A 17,571-nucleotide genomic window follows, 5' to 3' on the forward strand; every position below is an offset into this window, starting at 1 on the left:
CTTGCTCGACGGCCATAATGGGAGCCGTGAACCAGCGTAAGGACTCCGGCGGCACGGCCGCGCCGGTCAGGGCGAAGCGGGGGACGGCGGGTTCGGCGTCCGAACGGCGCGACCACCTCGTCAAGCTCGCCGCCGAGTTGTTCGCACGCAAGGGCTTCCAGGCCACCACGGTGCGGGAGATCGCGCTGGAGGCGGGCATCCTGTCCGGCAGCCTCTACCACCACTTCGACTCCAAGGAGTCGATCGTCGACGAGGTGCTGCGCACCTTCCTCGAGGATCTGATCACCCGCTATCGCGGGGTGCTGGGCACGCACGCCGACCCGCGCTCGATCCTGGCGGAGATGGTCCGCATCGGCTTCGGCACGCTGGAGGACCACCGGGCGGCCATCACGGTCATGCAGAACGACTGGAACTACCTGCGCTCGCTGCCCGGCGACCGGTTCGACTACCTCGTGCGGGCCGAGGACGAGGTCGAGCGCATGTGGGTGGAGCAGATCACGAGCGGCCAGGCCGCCGGCCAGTTCCGTCCCGACGTCGATCCCAAGCTCACCTACCGGATGATCCGCGACACGATCTGGGTGACCGTGCGCTGGTTCCGTCCCGGCGGCAGGCTCGACACCGACGCCCTGGCCGACCACTTCGTCAAGCTGCTGTTCGACGGCCTGGCGACCGGAGAACGGGCGAGCCAGCCGTGATGACACTTCTCAAGGCCGTACGGCTCACGCTGACCGAGCTCGCCGACCCCGCCCGCGCCGAGGGCATGCGGTCGTACATGAAGTCGGACATGCCGTTCCTCGGGGTGACGGCGGTGCCGCGGCGGGCGGCGCTGCGCAAGGTCTTCACCGAGCACCGGCTCGACAGCGCCCCCGAGTGGCGCAGGGCGGTGCTGGCGCTGTGGCGCGAGGCGGAATACCGCGAGGAGCGCTACGCCGCCATCGAGCTGTCCGCGCACCGCTTCTACCGGTCCTGGCAGACGCTCTACACGATCCCGATGTACGAGGAGATGATCGTCACCGGGGCGTGGTGGGACCTGGTGGACGACATCGCCGTGCACCGGATCGGCACGCTGCTGCGGCTGTATCCCGAGAGCATGCGCCGCATGGTGCTGGAGTGGGCGCACGACCCCGACCTGTGGAAGCGGCGCACCGCCATCCTGTGCCAGAACTCCTTCAAGGACCGCACCGACGTCCACCTGCTCTACGCCTGCATCGAGCCCAGCCTGTCGGACACCGACTTCTTCGCCCGCAAGGCGATCGGCTGGGCGCTGCGGGAGTACGCGAAGACCAACCCACAGGAGGTGCTCCGCTACGTGAAGCACCAGGGCCTCAGCGGGCTGAGCCGCCGCGAGGCGCTGCGCAACGTCCCCGACGCGTAAGGGCCGGCGCGTAAGGGCCGGCGCGTAAGGGCCGGCGCGTAAGGTCCGGCGCGTAAGGTCCGGCGCGTAGAGGTCGGCGTGTGAGGGTCAGTCTCCGAGGAGCCAGCGCGCGGCCCGCCGGAGCAGCGTGCGGCGCACCGGGTGGGCGTACGACCGGGTGTCGTGGCCGAGCGCGTCGTACACGACCCTGCCGCCCGCCACGGTCCTCGCCCACAGCAGGGGCTGGTCCCCCGAGTGCGCCAGCGGCTCCACGTCCGGGAGGACGTCGAGGTCGGTGTAGACCTCGTCGGTCACCTCGAAGTCGCTCACGCCGTCGACGATCGGGTGGCCGGCGCCGAGCCGGATCTTCGCCGGGCCGATCGGCGGGTGGTAGGACCGGCCCCACCTCCACGCCCCACCGACGATCTCGGCCCACTCGGGCCAGTCGTCGAAGCAGAGCGAGGCGGTGTGCACGGCGAGCAGCCCGCCGCCCCTCGCGAGGTGGTCGAGCACCGTCCGCCTCACGGAGTCGGGCGTCTGGAAGCGCCGGCGGTCCCGCTCGTCCGCGAAGTCGTCGCCGTCCATCGTCCAGCGGAACGCGTTGACCGTGATGAGGCCGACCGGCGGGGGCGAGGTCAGGGCGCCTGCGAGGTCTTCGGTGATCTCCGACTCGACGCCGATCCCGGCGAGCACGTCCGCGAGGGCGGCCGAGGTGGCCGGGAAGTCGTGCGCCACTCCCCCGGACACGATGAGGTTGCGCGGCATGACAAGCACCTTAGGGCGTGTCAGGCACTCCCTTGGGCCGGCTCCGGGGCGCCGGATCGCGAGGGCCCGCGCCTCCCAGGATCGCCGCCACCAGGTCGGCGGCGGCGTCCTCGTCCGTGCCGAGGTCGGTGAGGCCGCCGACGAGGCTCACGACGACCGCCCGGTGGAAGCAGGCACCCAGCAGCAGCGCCGCCGCGGCGTCGGGCTTCGTCCCCGCGGGGAACCTGCCCAGCCGCTGCTCCTCGGCGAGATGACGGCCGAGGACCGCGATGGGTATGTGCGGACCGCCGCCGGTGCCGGCGAGCATCTCCCTGAAGCCCGCCCGCAGCGAGGCCTCCGCGAGCAGGCCGGCGATGAGCGGCAGCGACCTGCCGAAGTATCGGATCGCGGCCACGGCGAACTCCTGCAGGCTCGCGGCCGGGTCCCCCTCCCCCAGCGTCGCGCGCAACCGGGCCACCGCGGGAGCCAGGGCGGGCATCTGCTCCAGTAGCACGGCGAGGAAGAGCTCCTCCTTGCGGCCGAAGTGCTTGTAAAGCAGCGCCTCGGAGCAGCCGGCCGCCTTGGCTATCTCCTTGGTCGTCGCTCTGGCCGCGCCGAGCTCACGGATGACCTCGTCGGCAGCGCCGATGATGCGTTCGCGGGTTCCCATCGCCGGGCGCGCCTCCGCTTGACAGGTGAGTGGACGCTCACCGTGCTAGGGGTGAGTAAACACTCACTCACCAACACCGTCCGGCGCATGATCGCCGTCGCCTACTGACGGATCGGCCGCCGCACCGGCGGATGTCACACCACGCTGTCACCCTGGGGCCGGCGGGAACGCCGGGCGTCCACGTTGCCGGTCAGGGTCGTGAGGATGCCGGGGAGTTCCGCCACGGTTTCGGCGGGCAGACCGGCCACGGTCTCCTCCGCCAGGGCACACCACAGGTGCTTGACCTGGCCGGCCAGCGCCTTGCCGCTGTCGGTGAGTTCCACGATGCTGGCGCGCCTGTCAGAGGGGGCGGGCCTGCGGCGGATGTGGCCGGCGGCTTCGAGCTTGCGCGTCATGAGCGTGACGCTGGGCGGCTCACAGCCGAGCGCCTCGCTGAGCTGGGACTGGATCGCCGGGCCGCTCCGCGCGAGTTCGAGCAGGAGCGCCTCCTGGCCGGGATGCAGCCCGAGCGGAGCCAGCAGCGCGGCGGCCCTGGCCCGGTGGCGCAGGCTCAGCAGGCGGATGGCCTGGTTGAGGGCGTCGGCTTGCTCGAAGTCCATGGACTCTCCTTGACACCATCGATCATTATGCGCATAACTATTATGCGCATAACCAATTCTATGACATCGAGGAGCCCGGACATGACCGTGAAGGTCGCCGTCATCTACTACAGCGCGACAGGCAGTGTTCACTCGCTCGCGCGGGCCGTCGCCGAGGGCGCCGTCTCGGCCGGAGCCGAAGTGCGGCTGCGGCGGGTCGCCGAGCTGGCGCCCGACAGCGCGATCGACCAGAACCCGTCATGGCGGCGGCACGCCGATGCCGCCGCCACGGTCACGGAGGCGTCGGTCGAGGACCTGGCGTGGGCCGACGCGTTCGCGTTCGGCACGCCGACCCGGTTCGGCACGCCGGCCGCACAGCTCAAGCAGTTCATCGACCAGGCCGGCGGGCTCTGGCGGGAAGGAAAACTGGCGGACAAGCCGGTGACGGCCTTCACCTCGGCCTACAACCGGCACGGCGGCGGCGAGGCCACGATCCTGTCTCTGGCCAACGTCTTCTATCACTGGGGAGCGCTGATCGTGCCGACCGGATACACCGATCCGGCCGTGTACGCCGCCGGCGGCAACCCGTACGGCACCTCGATGACCGGCCCCGCCGCGGACGGCCCGGACACCGCGACGCTGGAGGCCGCCAGGCACCAGGGACGGAGGCTGGCCCGGATCGCGATCCGGCTGCTGGAGGGCGACCGCACCGCCGACGCCACCGCGACGGGCGGATACGCCCGCGACGCCCTGGCCGCGACGACCTCCCCGAGCGCGTGAGAGACGGCGTCCGGCAAGAGAACGGCGTCCGGCAAGAGAACGGCGTCCGGCGAGAAAACGGCGTCCGGCGAGAAAACGGCGTCCGGCGAGAAAACGGCGTCCGGCGAGAAAACGACGTCCGGCGGGGAGACGGCACCTGGCGAGGGGAAGCGGCGGTGACAAGCGCCGATACGGCACCTCGGCCTGCCGGGCCGCACGCCGCCCCCGCCCTGTGGGTCATGGCGCTGGCGTGCGCCTGTCAGTTCATGGTCATCCTGGACTCGTCCATCGTCAATCTCGCCCTTCCCTCGATCCGCGAAGAGCTCGGCTTCACGCCCACCGGCCTGGCCTGGGTGGTGAACGGCTACCTGCTCACCTTCGCCGGTTTCATGCTGCCGGGTGGTCGCGCGGCCGATCTGTTCGGCCCGCGGCGGATGCTGGTCGCCGGGCTGGTGTTGTTCTCCGCGCCGAGCCTGGCCGGTGGCCTGGCGGCCGCTCCGCAGGTCCTGGTGGCGGCCCGCGCCGTGCAGGGCGTCGGAGCCGCCCTGATGGCCCCGGCGACGCTGGCCGTGATCAACACCTCCTTCGCCGAGCCGAACGCCCGCGCCAGGGCGTTCGGCGCATGGTCCGCCGCGGGCGGGTTGGGCGGAATGGCCGGCGCGATCGCCGGCGGTGCCATCACCACCGGCCTGTCGTGGCGCTGGGTGTTCCTCATCAACGTGCCGATCGGCGCGGCGCTGATCGTCGTGGCCGTGACGACGCTGGCCGGCATGCGTACCGGCCGGCGGGAATCGCTCGACCTCGCCGGCGCGGTCACCGGGACGGCCGGGCTGGCCGCGCTGGTCTACGGGGTCATGCAGACCGCCGATCACGGCTGGACGTCGGCGCGGGCCGCCGGGCCGGTCGTGGCGGGCCTGCTGCTCCTCGTCGTCTTCACCGTGGTGGAGGCGCGTCTCGCCACCCGGCCGATGATGCCCCTGCGGCTATTCCGGGTGCGCGGGGTGGCCGTCGGAGACGGCATGCTGCTGCTGTTCGGCGCCATTCCCATCGCCATGTGGTATTTCACGTCGCTCTTCCTGCAGAACGTCCTCGGCCACAGCGCCCTGCGGGCCGGGCTGGAGCAGACGCCCGCGGCGGTGACGTTCCTGGTGATCGCACGGTGGGCCGCCCCGCTGCTGCCGCGCATCGGTGTCCGGTCACTCGTGCTGACCGGGGGCGCCTGCTTCGTGGCCGGTTTCGGCTGGCTCGCCCAGGCCCACGCCGGCGGCGGCTACCTCACCGGCGTGCTCGGGCCCACGCTGCTCGTCGCGACCGGCATCGGGCTCACCTTCCCCACCCTCATGGCCGCGGCCACCGCGGACGTCGCCGAGGGTGACGCGGGGATCGTCGGCGGCCTGGCCACCACCGCGAGCCAGGTAGGCGGGTCGATCGGCCTGGCGGTGCTCGCGACGGCCGCCGGCGCCAGAACCGCGTCGGAGGCCGGCGGGAGCCCCTCTCCCGAAGCCCTCGCCTCCGGCCACGATCTGGTCTTTCTCATCGCGGCCGGGCTCGGTCTGGTCATCGCGTCGGGGGGCATGCTGCTGCCACGGCACCGCCGCGACCGACGGTGATCGACGGTGATCGACGGTCATCGAGGGTGATCGGCCCCAGAGCGCCTCCCGTGAAGGACCTGACTCCGGCGGCCGCCCCCGCCGCCCCGTCGCCCCGGACCCCGCAACCGGCCGCTGCCACCGGACCCTGTTGCCGGGCCTGGCCGCCGGGACGTGCCGCCGGGACCTGGTCTCCGGATCCGGCGGTCCTGGCCGGGAGGCGCTCAGACGCACTCGCCGGCGCGGTCGCCCAGCGCGATCAGGACGTCCCTGAGCTGGTCGGCCAGGGCGCGCACGGCCGTTTCGGGCACGTCGGCCAGCAGCTCCCGGTGCGCCTCGGTCGTGGCCAGCGACACCTCCTCGGCCTTCTCGACGCCGAGCGGCGTGAGCCGCACCCACGAGCTGCGCCCGTCCGCCGGATCGGGCTCCCGCTCCACCAGCCCCGCGGCGACCAGCCGCTGCAGAATGTTGCTCGTCCCCCCGGTCGTGAGCATCAGGTGGGAGGCGAGCCTGCTCGGCTTGAGCCGGTATGGCCGGCCGGCCCTTCGGAGGGTGGCGAGCACGTCGAACTCCGCGTACGTCAGGCCGTGGCGGCCGAGCACCGCCTGCGTGACCTCCTCGATGCGGGCCTTGAGCAGGCTGACGCGCTTGACGATCTCCAACTGGACGGTGGCCGCCTCCGGCAGTTCGGCCCGCCACCCTTCGATCATCTCGTCGACCCGGTCCCGCTGTCGCATGGGCTTGAGCCTAGTCCCTCACCCTGATACCTTTCCAAAAAGCTTTATTGAAAGCATTCAGGAAAGAGGTTCTCGCATGAGAACGATCATCGTCAACGGCACTGTCATCGACACCGAACCGCGTCCGCACGTCGTGCCGGACGCGGCCGTCGTCATCGAGGACGGCGTCATCGTGTCGGTCGGCCCGAGACCGGAGGACCGGCCAGAAGACCGGGCAGGCGATCGGGCGGGCGAGCTGACGGGCGGTCGGGCGGAGGGCACCGAGATCATCGACGCCGCGGGCGGCATCGTGCTCCCCGGCTTCGTGGACACCCACCGCCATGTCTGGCAGAGCGTGCTGCGCGGCATCGCGGCCGACGCGACGCTCGGCGCGTACCTCGATCTGGTCCTCGGCACCCTCACCCCGGCGTTCCGCGCGGAGGACGTGTACGCCGCCAACCTGTGGGGCGCGATCGAGGCGCTCGACGCCGGGGTCACCACCGTGTACGACTGGTCGCACATCCAGCTCACCCCCGGCCACACGGAGGCGGCCGTGGAGGCGCTGCGCGAGTCCGGCGTACGGGCGGTCTTCGGATATGCCCATCGGGGAACGGGCGACGCCGACCGCGCCGAAGACGAGGTGCGGCGGGTGCGCTCGGCGCTCCTGCCGTCCGACGACGGCCTGGTCACCCCCGCCTTCGCCGCCTGGGGACCGGTCTACGGCTCGGTGGAGGCGGCGCGGGCCGACTGGGCGCTCGCCCGCGACCTCGGCCTGCGCATCAGCCTGCACGCCACCGGCGAGGGCCCGGTCGAACGGCTGCACGACGCCGGCCTGCTCGGCCCGGACGTGCTGTTCGTGCACGGCAACGGCATCCCGGACGAGTCGCTGAAGCTGGTCGCCGGCAGCGGCGGCACGGCCTCGGTGGCCCCGGCGGTGGAGTCGCAGATGGGGCACGGCCTTCCCGAGACCGGCAGGCTGCGGTCGTTCGGCATCGCGACGGGGCTCGGCGTGGACACCGTCACCGACGTCCCCGGCGACATGTTCTCGGTGATGCGCGCGGCGTTCGCCGCCGGGCGCGCCGGACAGACGGCGCCGGAGCTCACCGTGTCCGACGTGCTCGGCATGGCGACGCTCGAAGGCGCGGCGGCGATCGGGATGGACCGCAGGATCGGCTCGCTGCGTCCCGGCAAGCAGGCCGACATCGTGATCCTGGACGCGGCGGCCCCCGGCCTCGCACCCGTGCACGACCCGGTGGCCGCGGTCGTCACGGCGGCCGGCACCGCCGCCGTCGACACGGTGCTGGTCGGCGGGCGGGTCGTCAAGCGCGGGGGCCGCCTGCTGGGCGTGGACGTGGACCGCGCCCGCGACCTCGCCGTACGCGCGGCCCGTCACGTGACCACGCAGGCCAGGACGACATCCGCAAGGTGACTTTTTTGCTCCGGTGACAACCGCCCTTTCGGGTGAGACCTTGAGTCAGGGCCAGGGAGTGTCTGGCAGATGCCGCCCGTCGCGAGCGATGGGCGGGGCGACGACCTGATCCGAGGGGGCGGCGTTATGAACGCCTGGTCGGTACCGGGCTACCGCGAGGTGCGTGAACTCGGCGCGGGCGGCGCCGGGCGGGTCGTGCTGGCGACCTACGTGACCACCGGCGCCTACGTCGCGATCAAGTATCTGCGCGAGGAACTGCGGCAGGATCGGCGTTTCCTCGCCGAGTTCCGGCACGAGGCCCGGATCATGGTGGAGCTGAACGATCCCAACATCGTGCGCCTGTACGAGTACGTCGAGGCGCGCGAGGGCGCGGCGATCGTCATGGAACTCGTCGACGGGGTCTCGCTGCGCAGGATCCTCGCCGAGCACGGCTCGACCAGCCCGGAGGCGGCGCTGGTCGTGCTGAAGGGCTCCCTTGCGGGTCTGTCGGCCGCGCACGCCGCGGGCATCGTCCACCGGGACTACAAACCGGAGAACGTGCTGATCCAGGCCGACGGCAACAGCAAGCTGTCGGACTTCGGCATCGCGACGCCGAGCGGCTCCCCGGAGACCCCCGCGGGCACGCCGCCCTACATGGCCCCCGAGCAGTGGTACGGCGGGCCCGCCGGCCCGGCCGCCGACGTCTACGCCGCCACCTGCGTCTTCTACGAGTGCCTCACCGGGCGCCGGCCATATCGGGCCGGCGACCTGACGGCGCTGCGCATGCTGCACCGTGGCGCTCCCATCCCGGTGGCCGACGTGCCGAGCTCGGTGCGGGGCCTCGTCACGCGCGGCATGGCCAAGAACCCGGCGGACCGGCCGCCCACGGCACGGGCGTTCATCGCCGACCTCGAGACCGCCGCGACCGCCGCGTACGGGTCCGACTGGGAGCAGCGGGGCCGCCGCCACCTGGCCGAACTCGCGACCCTGCTGGCCCTGACGTTTCCGCTGGCCGCCCCGGCCGAGCCGGTCGAGGCGTCCACGTCGCTCGCCAGGACCGTGCTGTCCGAGCGGCTGGCGCGCTCCGCGCCCCGGTTCGCCATCGGCGCGGCCGTGCTGTCGGCCGCCGCGATCGTGGCGGTGGTCGCGGCCAACCGGCAGACCCCGATGGCGCAGGACACCCTGCTCACCCCGCCGCCGCACAGCGCCCCCGCGGCGCTTCCCCCGGCCCCGGACTCGGTCGACACGGCCCCGTCCGCCGCGCCCGGCGAATCGGCACCCGGCGAGACGGCGCCGGACGAGACAGCGCCGGACGAGACAGCGCTGGACGAGACAGTGCCGGACGAGTCGTCGGAGACGGCGCCAGGACCGGACGAAGCAGGATCTGGTGATGCGGGTCCAGGTGGCGCGGGTCCGGGCGGGAACGCCGGGACGACGCCGCCCGATCTGTCCGGCACGCCGGTGTCGTCGGTGTCGTCGGTGTCGACCGGGCCGGCCGTGCCGCCGACGCCTTCCGTGCCCGGGAGCGCCACCCCCTCCCACATGGGCGCGACCGCGTCGCCGGCGCCGGCGCGGGTGACCGGTCTCGGCATCGCGGCGTTCGACGGCCAGGCCGTCACGGTCGACGTACGGGCGAGCACCACGGCCCGGGTCCGGCTCACCGCGCGTTTCGCCTCCGGGCCGTCACGGGACGCGCTCACCGCCGCGCCCGCGCAGACCGTCGCGTTGCGGGGCGCGGCGTCCTATCACATCGGCCTGCAGCAGCCCTTCCCCTCCCCGGCCTGCGGCACCACCGTCTATCGGCGGGTCGAGGTGTCCACGGTCCCCGCCGCACGGCAGGGAACCCGTACGCGCACGCGGAAGCTCGTCGGGCCGCCCTGCCCGGCCCCCACGGTCGAGCGCGTGGCGATCGACGACTGGGACGGCAGGACGGCGGCCGTGACGGTGCGGACCTCCGGCAGGGGCCCGGTCGGCGTCTCCAGCGTCTTCACGCGCGACGGACGCGAGACGACGGCCGACACCCGTACGCTCTCGGGCCGCACGTCCTACTCATTCGCCGTGCCCGCAGGCCTCGGCCCCGTCGAGTGCGGGAAGAGGGCCGTGTTCGGGGTGCGCGTCACGACCGATCCGGCCTATGCCGGCGGGCCGCGCCAGGCCGAGGTGCGGGTCGCCGGTCCCCGGTGCCCGAAGCCGCAGGAATCGCCCTCGGCGCCTCCGAAGGAGAGCCCGGGCCCGGCGAAGGAAAGCCCGGCTCCGGAGAAGGAGAGTCCGGCTCCGGAGAAGGACCCGGGCCCGGCGAAGAGCCCCGAGCCGCCCACGTCCCGCAGCCCCGACCCGAGGGACCAGGAACCGAGGGACCAGGAACCGAGGGACCAGGAACCGAAGCTTTCCGATTCGCAGGGCGGCCCGCACCTCTCGTGAACTCCTGACTCCGCGATGGCGAGCAGGAGGGTGAAATATTCACCGTCGTCCTGACGGCCGGTCTTTCACATGCGCCCCGAAGCGCCTGCTCAATAAGGGAATCCGCGACACGAAGGGGAGCGAGAGCTAAATCAAGTGTCTTGACATAGCCTTTTGTGTCGAGATTGACTCCCGACTCCAGGAACGCACCACCCGTCGCCATCGGCGTCCTGAGGATGTTAACGCTAACACCCGTCTTGAGAGGGAGAGCCCGTGCGACTTGTCAGCTCTTTCCGCCGGCGACCGAGCCTGGCGGCTGCCGCCGCCGTGCTGCTGACGACCGGCGTCACGGCGACCGCGGCCCACGTCGCGTCGGCGGCCACGGCCGGATGCGAGGTCGGCTACACGGTGACCAGCGAGTGGCCCGGCGGCTTCGGCGCAAGCGTCCGCGTTCGCAACCTGGGCGACGCGATCAACGGCTGGAGGCTGACCTGGTCGTTCCCGGCCGGGCAGGCCGTCACCCAGCTGTGGAACGGCTCCTTCACCCAGTCCGGCTCGCAGATCACGGTCACCAACGCCTCCTACAACGGCGCCATCCCCAGTGGCGGCAGCGTCGATTTCGGGTTCAACGGGAGCTGGAACGGCTCCAACCCGGTGCCGTCCGGCTTCGCCCTCAACGGCGTGACCTGCACCGGCGACGTCACCTCCCCATCTCCGTCCCCGTCGCCTTCGCCGTCTCCTACTCCCTCGCCGTCCGCCTCCCCCTCACCCTCCCCCTCACTCTCCCCGTCGCCCTCGCCCTCGCCGAGCCGCCCCGTCATCGAGAACAACTTCCCGGTCACGCGAGAGGGCGCGTACGGCACCAACCGCTACACCGTGTTCCGGCCGTCGAACCCCGCCGCCGTGGGGCGTCCCATGCCGGTGCTGGTCTTCGGCAACGGGGCCTGCGCGCACACCAACGGGAGCGAGGTGATCCAGGCGCTGACGTTCATCGCGGCCCGCGGGTTCGTCGTGGTGGACACCGCGTCGGTCGACGGCTCGCCGAACGGCGTGCAGAGCGGGTCTCCGATCCCGTCACTGCTGACCGACGGCATCGGCTGGGCCGAGCGGGAGAACGCCCGCGCCGGCTCGCCGCTCTACCAGCGCCTCGACCTGTCCAGGGTGGCCACGGCCGGGCACTCCTGCGGCGGGCTGGAGGCGCTGATCGCCGGCCAGGACCGGAGGGTCAAGAGCGTCGTCTCGCTGGACAGCGGGCTGTTCGCCGACGGCTCGTTCGGATACTCCCGCGCTGAGCTGTCCAAGCTGCACACCCCGGTGATGTTCCTGGACGGCGGGCCCTCCGACATCGCCTACGACAACAGCCGGGCCAACTATGACCTGACCCTGGTGCCGGCCGTGCTGGCCGAGCAGTCGCAGGCCGGTCACGTCGGGTTCATCACCGGCGCCCAGATGAGCGAGGGCATGACGGCGGTGGTCCAGTTCCTGGACATGACGCTCAACGACAACGCCACCGCGCGGTCGTACATCCTGGGGCCCTCGGGTCTGGCCTCCAGGGCCTACTGGACGGTCCGCAGCAAGAACTTCTGATCCAGGACGCCGATCGAGTGACCGTGTCAGGCGCGGGCGTGCGGGCCCGCGCCGACCGGTTCCGACTCCGCCTCGGCGGACTCGCCGTCCTCCTCGTGGCCCTCGATCGACAGGTTGGGCAGGATCCGGTCGAGCCAGCGGGGGATCCACCAGTTGAGCCGGTCGAGCAGCACCATCGCGGCGGGCACGAGGAAGCCCCTGATGAGGGTCGCGTCGACCGTGATCGCCACGGCCAGCCCGACTCCGAACACCTTGACCAGGGGGTCGGGGTAGGCGATGAACGCGGTGAACACCGCCACCATGATCAGGGCGGCCGAGGTGATGACGCGGCCGGTGGACCCCAGCCCCTCGGCCACCGCCCTCCGGTTGTCCCCGCTGCGCGAGTAGGCCTGCCGTACGGAGGTCAGCAGGAAGACCTCGTAGTCCATCGACAGGCCGAACAGCACGGCGAACAGCATGAGCGGCACGTACGTGTCGATGGGCACGGAGAAGAACAACGTGGCGAGGTAGGACCCCTCGGCCGAGGGCGGGGGGTCCATGCCGACCAGGCGGCTGCCCAGGCCCTGGGAGAACACCACGGCGAGCGCGCCGAAGGCGGCGCCCAGCGAGACGAGGTTCATCACCGCCGCCTTGATCGCGACCAGGGGCGCGCGGAAGGCCAGCAGCAGGAGCAGGGCGCTGAGCAGCACGACGATGCCGACGACCAGCGGCGTCCTGCCCATGATCCGGTCGCCCGCGTCCGCCAGCCCGGCCACCTGGCCGCCCACGTGGACATGCGCCCCCGGCACCTCGATCGCCCGCACCCGCTTCACCACGTCGAGGGCCCGCGGGTCGCTCGGGGCGTAGTCGGGGACGACCTGGATGAGCACCGAGCGGCCGTTCTCGTTGACCTTCGGCGGGGCGACGAAGGCGACGCCGTCGATGTGCTCCACCCGCTGCCGCAGCACCTGCACGACCGGGTCGGGCGGGGTCGAATCGGCGATCTTCCGGTCCAGTTCGGCCACGACGACGAGCCCGCCGTTCGCTCCCGGGCCGAAGCCCGCCTCGATCAGCTCGTACGCCCGCCGGGCCGGGGTGCCCTTGTCGCCATACCCGTTGTCGAGCGGGCCGAGCTTGATCGCGACGGCCGGGGTGGTGAGCGCCGCCAGCACGACCACGGTGACGGCCAGCACCCGCCAGGGGCGGCGCGCCACCCAGACGCCCAGCTTGGCCCAGCCCGTGGCCGGCCCGTCGCGACGGGCGGCGCGACCGACGAGCGGCAGCCGCAGCGCGTCGATCTTGTGCCCGAGGAGGCCGAGGAGCGCCGGCACCAGCGTGATCGAGGTGAGCACGGCGCACACGACCGAGACTCCGGTGATCCAGCCGAGCGTGCGGAGCAGCGGGAACCCGGTGAACATCAGCGCACTGAGGGCGATCACGACCGTGCCGCCGGCGAACAGGACGGCCCCACCCGACGAGGCCGCCGTACGCCGCACCGCCTCCCGCACCGGCACGCCCTCGGCCAGCAGCGTCCGGTGCCTCGACAGCAGGAACAACGCGTAGTCGATGCCGACGCCGAGACCGATCATCGTCGCCAGGATCGACGCGGTCGACGGCACGTCCACGACGTGGCCGAGCAGCGCGATGAGGCCGAGCCCCACACCGATGCTGATCAGCGCGGTGAAGATCGGCACGAGCGCGGCGACCAGCGTCCCGAAGGCGAACAGCAGCACCAGCAACGCGAAGACGACGCCGGCGATCTCACTCGCGCCGGTCTTGATCTGCTTGTCGGCGGGCGTGGAGCTGTCGGAGGGCACGACCTCGATGCCCGCGCGCACGGCCGGCGCGGCGGCGGCGACGAGTTGCTCGGAGGTCTGGGCGAGCTTCGTGGTGTCCTGCCCCGTCAGCCGTACGCTGATCATCCCGATCCGCAGGCTCGACGACATGCCGCCGATCCGATAGGGCGTCTCCACCTGTGCGACGTGCGGCATGCCCCGCAGCGCGTCCATGGACTGCTCGACGGCCTGTTTGCGCGGCTTGTCGATCAGCGTGCCGTTCGCGGTGTAGAGGACGAGCTGCACCGTCCCGCCCGGATCGAATCCCGGGCCGAAGCCCTCGCGCATGAGCTCGTGCGCCCGCTGCGCGTCGGTGCCCGGGATCGACACGTTGTTGTTGACCGGCCGGCCCCACACCAGGGTGCCCGCCGTCAGCAGTCCCGCCGCCAGCACCCACAGCGTCAGCACGATCCAGCCGTGACGCGCGCACCATCCGCCGAGCCGCCCCAGAAGTCCGCTCATCGCCGTCCGCCCCGGGTAGCATGTCCTTCCGGCCGTTCTGTACGGCCGTACAAAACGAGGGTAAAAGGAACTGATCGGCGGGCGAGCGGCGCGCCGGAAAATGAGACGATGACCACACTCGATCAGGGCAACGCGACCCGCTCCCGCATCCTGGCCGCGGCCCGCGACCTGTTCGCCGAACGGGGATACGCCGCCGTGTCGCTCGCCGACATCGCGGCGGCGGTCGGCCTGACCAAGACGGCGGTCGCCTACCACTTCCACCCCAAGGACCGGCTCGCGGCCGAGATCATCGCCCCGGCCGCCGACGACCTGCTCGCGCTGCTCGGCGGCGAGTTCGCCGGCCACCGGGAGTTCCTGCGTTCGTTCACCGCGTTCGCCGTACGGCACCGGGCGGTGATCCGGCTGCTCACCGAGGACATCGGCGGCGCCGACAGCGCCCCTCCCGGATCACCCGGGGAGGCGATCAGGGAGTTCAGCCGCGAGCTGTTCCTGCGCCTGGCCGGGCCCGACCCCTCCCCCGGCACCCGCGTACGCGCCTGGGCCGCCCTCGGCGCGGTGCAGTCCGGTGTGGTGAAGACCATGGACGTGCCCGCCGACGTGGTCGAGGAGACGCTGACCGCCGCCGCCGTGGCAGTGTTCGAATCTTGATATACGAATTCCCTTGCGATCACGCGTGGAGAGCGTCACATTTCGTGTGAACGTTCAACATTTCCGCCGCGTCCTTAGGTGACACCAGCGGGACGGATGCGAGGGGAGTGACGGCCAGCCGTGGACGTACCGGCCGACGGGGAGGGCCGCGCGGGCGCGCTCGGCCAAGTGGTCTCGGCCCTGTCGAAGACGCCCCGGACCGTCCTCGTCCTCGGCGAGCCCGGCATCGGCAAGACCCATCTGCTCGGTGAGGCCGCGGCACGGCTGAAGGGCTTCCGCGTGCTGCGCGGCCAGGCCCGCGAACTGGACGGCGGGCGCGCCTACGCCCCGCTCGTCGAGGCCCTCGGGGCGGTGGGCGGCGAGGCCGCCGACGCCCTGTCCGGCCTGCTCGACGCGATCGACCAGGCCGCGCTCGGCCATCCCGCCGCCACGCCCGGCGCGATGGCCGCCCGGCTGCTGGAGTCGCTGCCCGGCCCCACCCTTCTCGCGATCGACGACCTGCACCTGGCCGACGCCGACACGCTGAGCGTGCTGCGGGCCCTGCCACGCCGCCACGACGCCGTCGCGATCCTCGGCACCGCCCGCCACCCTCCCGCGCTCGAGGTGGACCTGTCGATCCGGCTCCAGCCGCTGACGATGAGCGAGGTCGCCGACCTCGTCACCACGCTGCTCGGCCGTACACCCAGCGAGACCGTCCTGCGGCGGATCCACATCGCGAGCCGGGGCAACCCGTGGTTCGTGCAGGAGGCCGTCCTCGCCCTGGTGCAGGGCGGCGCCGTACGCTCGGCGGATCCCGGGGCGCGGCGCGGCGCGATCCTCAGCCGGCTGTTCCAGCGCGACAGGGGCGGACGCGACCTCGCCCGCGTGCTGGCCGCCCTGTCGCGGACGAGGGAGGCCGCCGATCTCCCCGCGCTCGCCCAGCTCGCCGGGCTCACCCCGGATCAGGCCGAGCGCGCCTTCGACGCGCTGGTCAGGGATGGCGTCGTCAGCAGGAACGGCGACGGCTACGCGCTGGCCCACCCGCTGGTGGCCGAGGCGCTCTATGACGACCTCGGCGTCTCCGGCCGCCGGGAAGTGCACCGCCGCATCGCCGACATGCTCGAACGAGAGGGGCTGACCGGGACGAGCCGGGTCCTGGAGTGGGCCACCCACATGGCCGAGGCCGGGCCGCCCGGCGAGGCTCTCCCCGCGGTGCTGCGCGCCGCCGAGCTGACCCGCTGGACCGCGCCGCTGTCGGCCGCGCACTGGTACGGCAAGGCCGCCGAGCTGTCCCCCGCGCCCGGCGAGCTGCTGGCCAGGCAGGCTCTCGCCTACTGGAAGGGCTCGCGGCCCGCGCTGGCGCTGAACTCGGCCCAGCGCGCGATCGCCGCGCTGCCCGCCGGGCGGCGCCGCACCCGTGCCGCCTACACCGCGGTCGGCGCGGCCCACGTGATGGGGTGGTATGAGGTGGCCCTCGACGTGGCCCGCCGCCAGATCCCCAGGGCCGACGACGCCTCCGCGCTGCTCGCCCAGCAGGCGCTGGTCAGCGCGGAGATGGGCCGTCCCAGCCGGGAGGCCGCCAGGCGCGCCTGGGAGGGCCTGTCCGACTGCCCGCCGCAGGACCGCGCGATCACGGTCGGCTATCTGGCCATCCACGCGCTCCTCCAGGGCGACTGGGCCGAGACGCAACGGGCCGTCGACGACCTGCTCACCTTCGCCGCCGCGCTGCCGCCGGGCGCCCGGCTCGCGTCGCTGGAGTCGGCGGCGCACGTCCTGGCGATCGCCGGAGTGCGCTCCCGCGCCATCGAGGTGCTCAACCAGGCCGAGCAGATCCACCGCGGCCTCGGCTGGCACGACATCGCCGGACAGCACGTGCGGACCATGGCCGTCATCCGGAGGATGGGCGGCGAATGGGCCCGGGCGCTGGAGGAGATCGCGGTCGCCAGCCGGACACTGGCCGAGGCGGGCCTGCTGGAGAACCTCGCCCTGCTGCGCAACATGGAGCTGGACATCCTGCTCGACCAGGGCAGGTTCGACGATGCCGCCCGGGTGCTCGCCGAGCCGCCGCCCGGCTCGGCGCTGCACCAGGGAATGCGATGCGTGTTCCGCGCGCGCCTGGCGCTCGGGCGGGGTGACATCGCCGCCTCACGGCGCGAGCTCGACCACGCCATCGCGTACGAGGTGCCCGAGGTGGTGCACCGGGCCCTGGCGTTCAAGGTGCTGGTGGCGGGAGCGGCGGGGGACGACGCGGCCCGCCGGGCGGCGGCCTCCTGTCTGGACGAGCGGTCGGCGAACGGCACCCCCCGGGCCCGGCTCGCCGCCGACCTGGCGGTGGGCTGGACGTTCCGGGATCGCGCGCGGGCCGGCACGGCGCTGGAGCAGGCACGCGCCGACGGCCTGCCGTTCGAGGAGGCCCGGGCGCGGCTGGTCCTCGGCGTGCTCGGCGACACCGCGCAGCTGTCCCGCGCACACGCGATCTTCACCCGTCTCGGCGCGGCGCCCTGGGAGGCGCTGTCCGAACGTCGCCTGCGGGAGGTCGGGATGGTCCCCGAACCGGCGGGCCGCCTCACCCCCGGCGAGCGCCGCGTCATCGAACTGGTCGCCGACGGGCTGAGCAACCCCCAGATCGCGGAGGAGCTGCACTACAGCCGCAAGACCGTGGAGGTCTATCTCACCCGCGTCTACGCCAAGACCGGCCTGCGGTCGCGCGTCGAACTCGCCCTGGCCGTCGAACGCGGCGAGCTGTGACATGTCCCCGCACCCTTGGCCGCAGCCCTGACAACAGCCGGGGAGGCTCTGCGAGCACGTCTCGGGGCGGGACGTCGTATCGGGGGCTGCCTCACATGGTTGGGGTTCCATGTCA

At 72.6% G+C, this 17,571-nt stretch carries 14 protein-coding genes; 9 read left to right on the forward strand and 5 right to left on the reverse strand.

Going from position 1 to position 17,571, the window contains the following annotated elements; all coding sequences use genetic code 11:
* The first annotated feature begins 17 nt into the window (after nt 1–17).
* A complete protein-coding gene (locus tag FLX08_RS20955) occupies nt 18–695 on the forward strand; it encodes a TetR/AcrR family transcriptional regulator (RefSeq protein WP_142620576.1) in 678 nt (225 codons plus the stop codon).
* The gene (locus FLX08_RS20960; RefSeq protein ID WP_142620577.1) at nt 695–1,375 is read left to right on the forward strand and encodes a DNA alkylation repair protein; all 681 of its coding nucleotides are present in this window, start codon (nt 695–697) and stop codon (nt 1,373–1,375) included. The genes FLX08_RS20955 and FLX08_RS20960 overlap by 1 nt, the downstream gene beginning before the upstream one ends.
* 87 nt (nt 1,376–1,462) lie before the next feature.
* On the opposite strand, the gene FLX08_RS20965 is transcribed toward FLX08_RS20960, so the two are convergent.
* The 3 genes from FLX08_RS20965 to FLX08_RS20975 all read right to left on the reverse strand — a co-directional run bounded on the left by FLX08_RS20965 (nt 1,463) and on the right by FLX08_RS20975 (nt 3,367).
* Nucleotides 1,463–2,119 carry a ThuA domain-containing protein gene (locus FLX08_RS20965; protein WP_142620578.1) on the reverse strand — a complete coding sequence of 219 codons (657 nt, stop codon included), beginning with the start codon at nt 2,117–2,119 and terminating at the stop codon, nt 1,463–1,465.
* Nucleotides 2,120–2,129: 10 nt separating this feature from the next.
* The gene (locus FLX08_RS20970; protein ID WP_142620579.1) at nt 2,130–2,768 is read right to left on the reverse strand and encodes a TetR/AcrR family transcriptional regulator; all 639 of its coding nucleotides are present in this window, start codon (nt 2,766–2,768) and stop codon (nt 2,130–2,132) included.
* Nucleotides 2,769–2,902: 134 nt separating this feature from the next.
* Nucleotides 2,903–3,367, reverse strand: a complete 465-nt coding sequence (locus tag FLX08_RS20975; RefSeq protein ID WP_142620580.1) for a MarR family winged helix-turn-helix transcriptional regulator — start codon at nt 3,365–3,367, stop codon at nt 2,903–2,905.
* Nucleotides 3,368–3,448: 81 nt separating this feature from the next.
* Here FLX08_RS20975 and wrbA point away from each other — a divergent pair, with 81 nt between their 5' ends.
* Both wrbA and FLX08_RS20985 read left to right on the forward strand, forming a co-directional pair.
* Entirely contained in the window at nt 3,449–4,126 is a 678-nt protein-coding gene (gene wrbA, locus FLX08_RS20980; protein WP_142620581.1) for an NAD(P)H:quinone oxidoreductase, read from the forward strand.
* 155 nt (nt 4,127–4,281) lie between these two features.
* A complete protein-coding gene (locus tag FLX08_RS20985) occupies nt 4,282–5,715 on the forward strand; it encodes an MFS transporter (protein WP_142620582.1) in 1,434 nt (477 codons plus the stop codon).
* Between the two features lie 203 nt (nt 5,716–5,918).
* Here FLX08_RS20985 and FLX08_RS20990 read toward each other — a convergent pair whose 3' ends face one another.
* On the reverse strand, nt 5,919–6,431 hold the full coding sequence (locus FLX08_RS20990; protein WP_142620583.1) for a MarR family winged helix-turn-helix transcriptional regulator: 513 nt from the start codon (nt 6,429–6,431) through the stop codon (nt 5,919–5,921).
* A gap of 76 nt (nt 6,432–6,507) precedes the next feature.
* Here FLX08_RS20990 and FLX08_RS20995 point away from each other — a divergent pair, with 76 nt between their 5' ends.
* From FLX08_RS20995 to FLX08_RS21005, 3 genes are all read left to right on the forward strand, one after another.
* Complete coding sequence (locus FLX08_RS20995) at nt 6,508–7,839, forward strand: amidohydrolase family protein (protein ID WP_142620584.1); 1,332 nt, start codon at nt 6,508–6,510, stop codon at nt 7,837–7,839.
* A 126-nt stretch (nt 7,840–7,965) separates the two neighbouring features.
* On the forward strand, nt 7,966–10,239 hold the full coding sequence (locus FLX08_RS41430) for a serine/threonine-protein kinase (RefSeq protein ID WP_208761566.1): 2,274 nt from the start codon (nt 7,966–7,968) through the stop codon (nt 10,237–10,239).
* Between the two features lie 252 nt (nt 10,240–10,491).
* Nucleotides 10,492–11,805, forward strand: a complete 1,314-nt coding sequence (locus FLX08_RS21005) for a cellulose binding domain-containing protein (RefSeq protein WP_142620585.1) — start codon at nt 10,492–10,494, stop codon at nt 11,803–11,805.
* 26 nt (nt 11,806–11,831) lie between these two features.
* On the opposite strand, the gene FLX08_RS21010 is transcribed toward FLX08_RS21005, so the two are convergent.
* Nucleotides 11,832–14,081 carry an MMPL family transporter gene (locus FLX08_RS21010; protein WP_142620586.1) on the reverse strand — a complete coding sequence of 750 codons (2,250 nt, stop codon included), beginning with the start codon at nt 14,079–14,081 and terminating at the stop codon, nt 11,832–11,834.
* A 108-nt stretch (nt 14,082–14,189) separates the two neighbouring features.
* On the opposite strand from FLX08_RS21010, the gene FLX08_RS21015 reads away from it, so the two are divergent.
* Complete coding sequence (locus tag FLX08_RS21015; RefSeq protein ID WP_142620587.1) at nt 14,190–14,729, forward strand: TetR/AcrR family transcriptional regulator; 540 nt, start codon at nt 14,190–14,192, stop codon at nt 14,727–14,729.
* Between the two features lie 120 nt (nt 14,730–14,849).
* On the forward strand, nt 14,850–17,456 hold the full coding sequence (locus tag FLX08_RS21020; protein ID WP_142620588.1) for an ATP-binding protein: 2,607 nt from the start codon (nt 14,850–14,852) through the stop codon (nt 17,454–17,456).
* Nucleotides 17,457–17,571 lie beyond the last annotated feature (115 nt).

The sequence above is a fragment of the Microbispora hainanensis genome (genome assembly GCF_006874475.1).
Taxonomy (GTDB): domain Bacteria; phylum Actinomycetota; class Actinomycetes; order Streptosporangiales; family Streptosporangiaceae; genus Microbispora; species Microbispora hainanensis.

Coding starts and splice junctions, on each gene's coding strand:
- FLX08_RS20955 (WP_142620576.1), top strand. CDS start 18: ATGGGAGCCGTGAACCAGCGTAAGGACTCCGGCGGCACGGCCGCGCCG.
- FLX08_RS20960 (WP_142620577.1), top strand. CDS start 695: ATGACACTTCTCAAGGCCGTACGGCTCACGCTGACCGAGCTCGCCGAC.
- FLX08_RS20965 (WP_142620578.1), bottom strand. CDS start 2,119: ATGCCGCGCAACCTCATCGTGTCCGGGGGAGTGGCGCACGACTTCCCG.
- FLX08_RS20970 (WP_142620579.1), bottom strand. CDS start 2,768: ATGGGAACCCGCGAACGCATCATCGGCGCTGCCGACGAGGTCATCCGT.
- FLX08_RS20975 (WP_142620580.1), bottom strand. CDS start 3,367: ATGGACTTCGAGCAAGCCGACGCCCTCAACCAGGCCATCCGCCTGCTG.
- wrbA (WP_142620581.1), top strand. CDS start 3,449: ATGACCGTGAAGGTCGCCGTCATCTACTACAGCGCGACAGGCAGTGTT.
- FLX08_RS20990 (WP_142620583.1), bottom strand. CDS start 6,431: ATGCGACAGCGGGACCGGGTCGACGAGATGATCGAAGGGTGGCGGGCC.
- FLX08_RS20995 (WP_142620584.1), top strand. CDS start 6,508: ATGAGAACGATCATCGTCAACGGCACTGTCATCGACACCGAACCGCGT.
- FLX08_RS41430 (WP_208761566.1), top strand. CDS start 7,966: ATGAACGCCTGGTCGGTACCGGGCTACCGCGAGGTGCGTGAACTCGGC.
- FLX08_RS21010 (WP_142620586.1), bottom strand. CDS start 14,081: ATGAGCGGACTTCTGGGGCGGCTCGGCGGATGGTGCGCGCGTCACGGC.
- FLX08_RS21015 (WP_142620587.1), top strand. CDS start 14,190: ATGACCACACTCGATCAGGGCAACGCGACCCGCTCCCGCATCCTGGCC.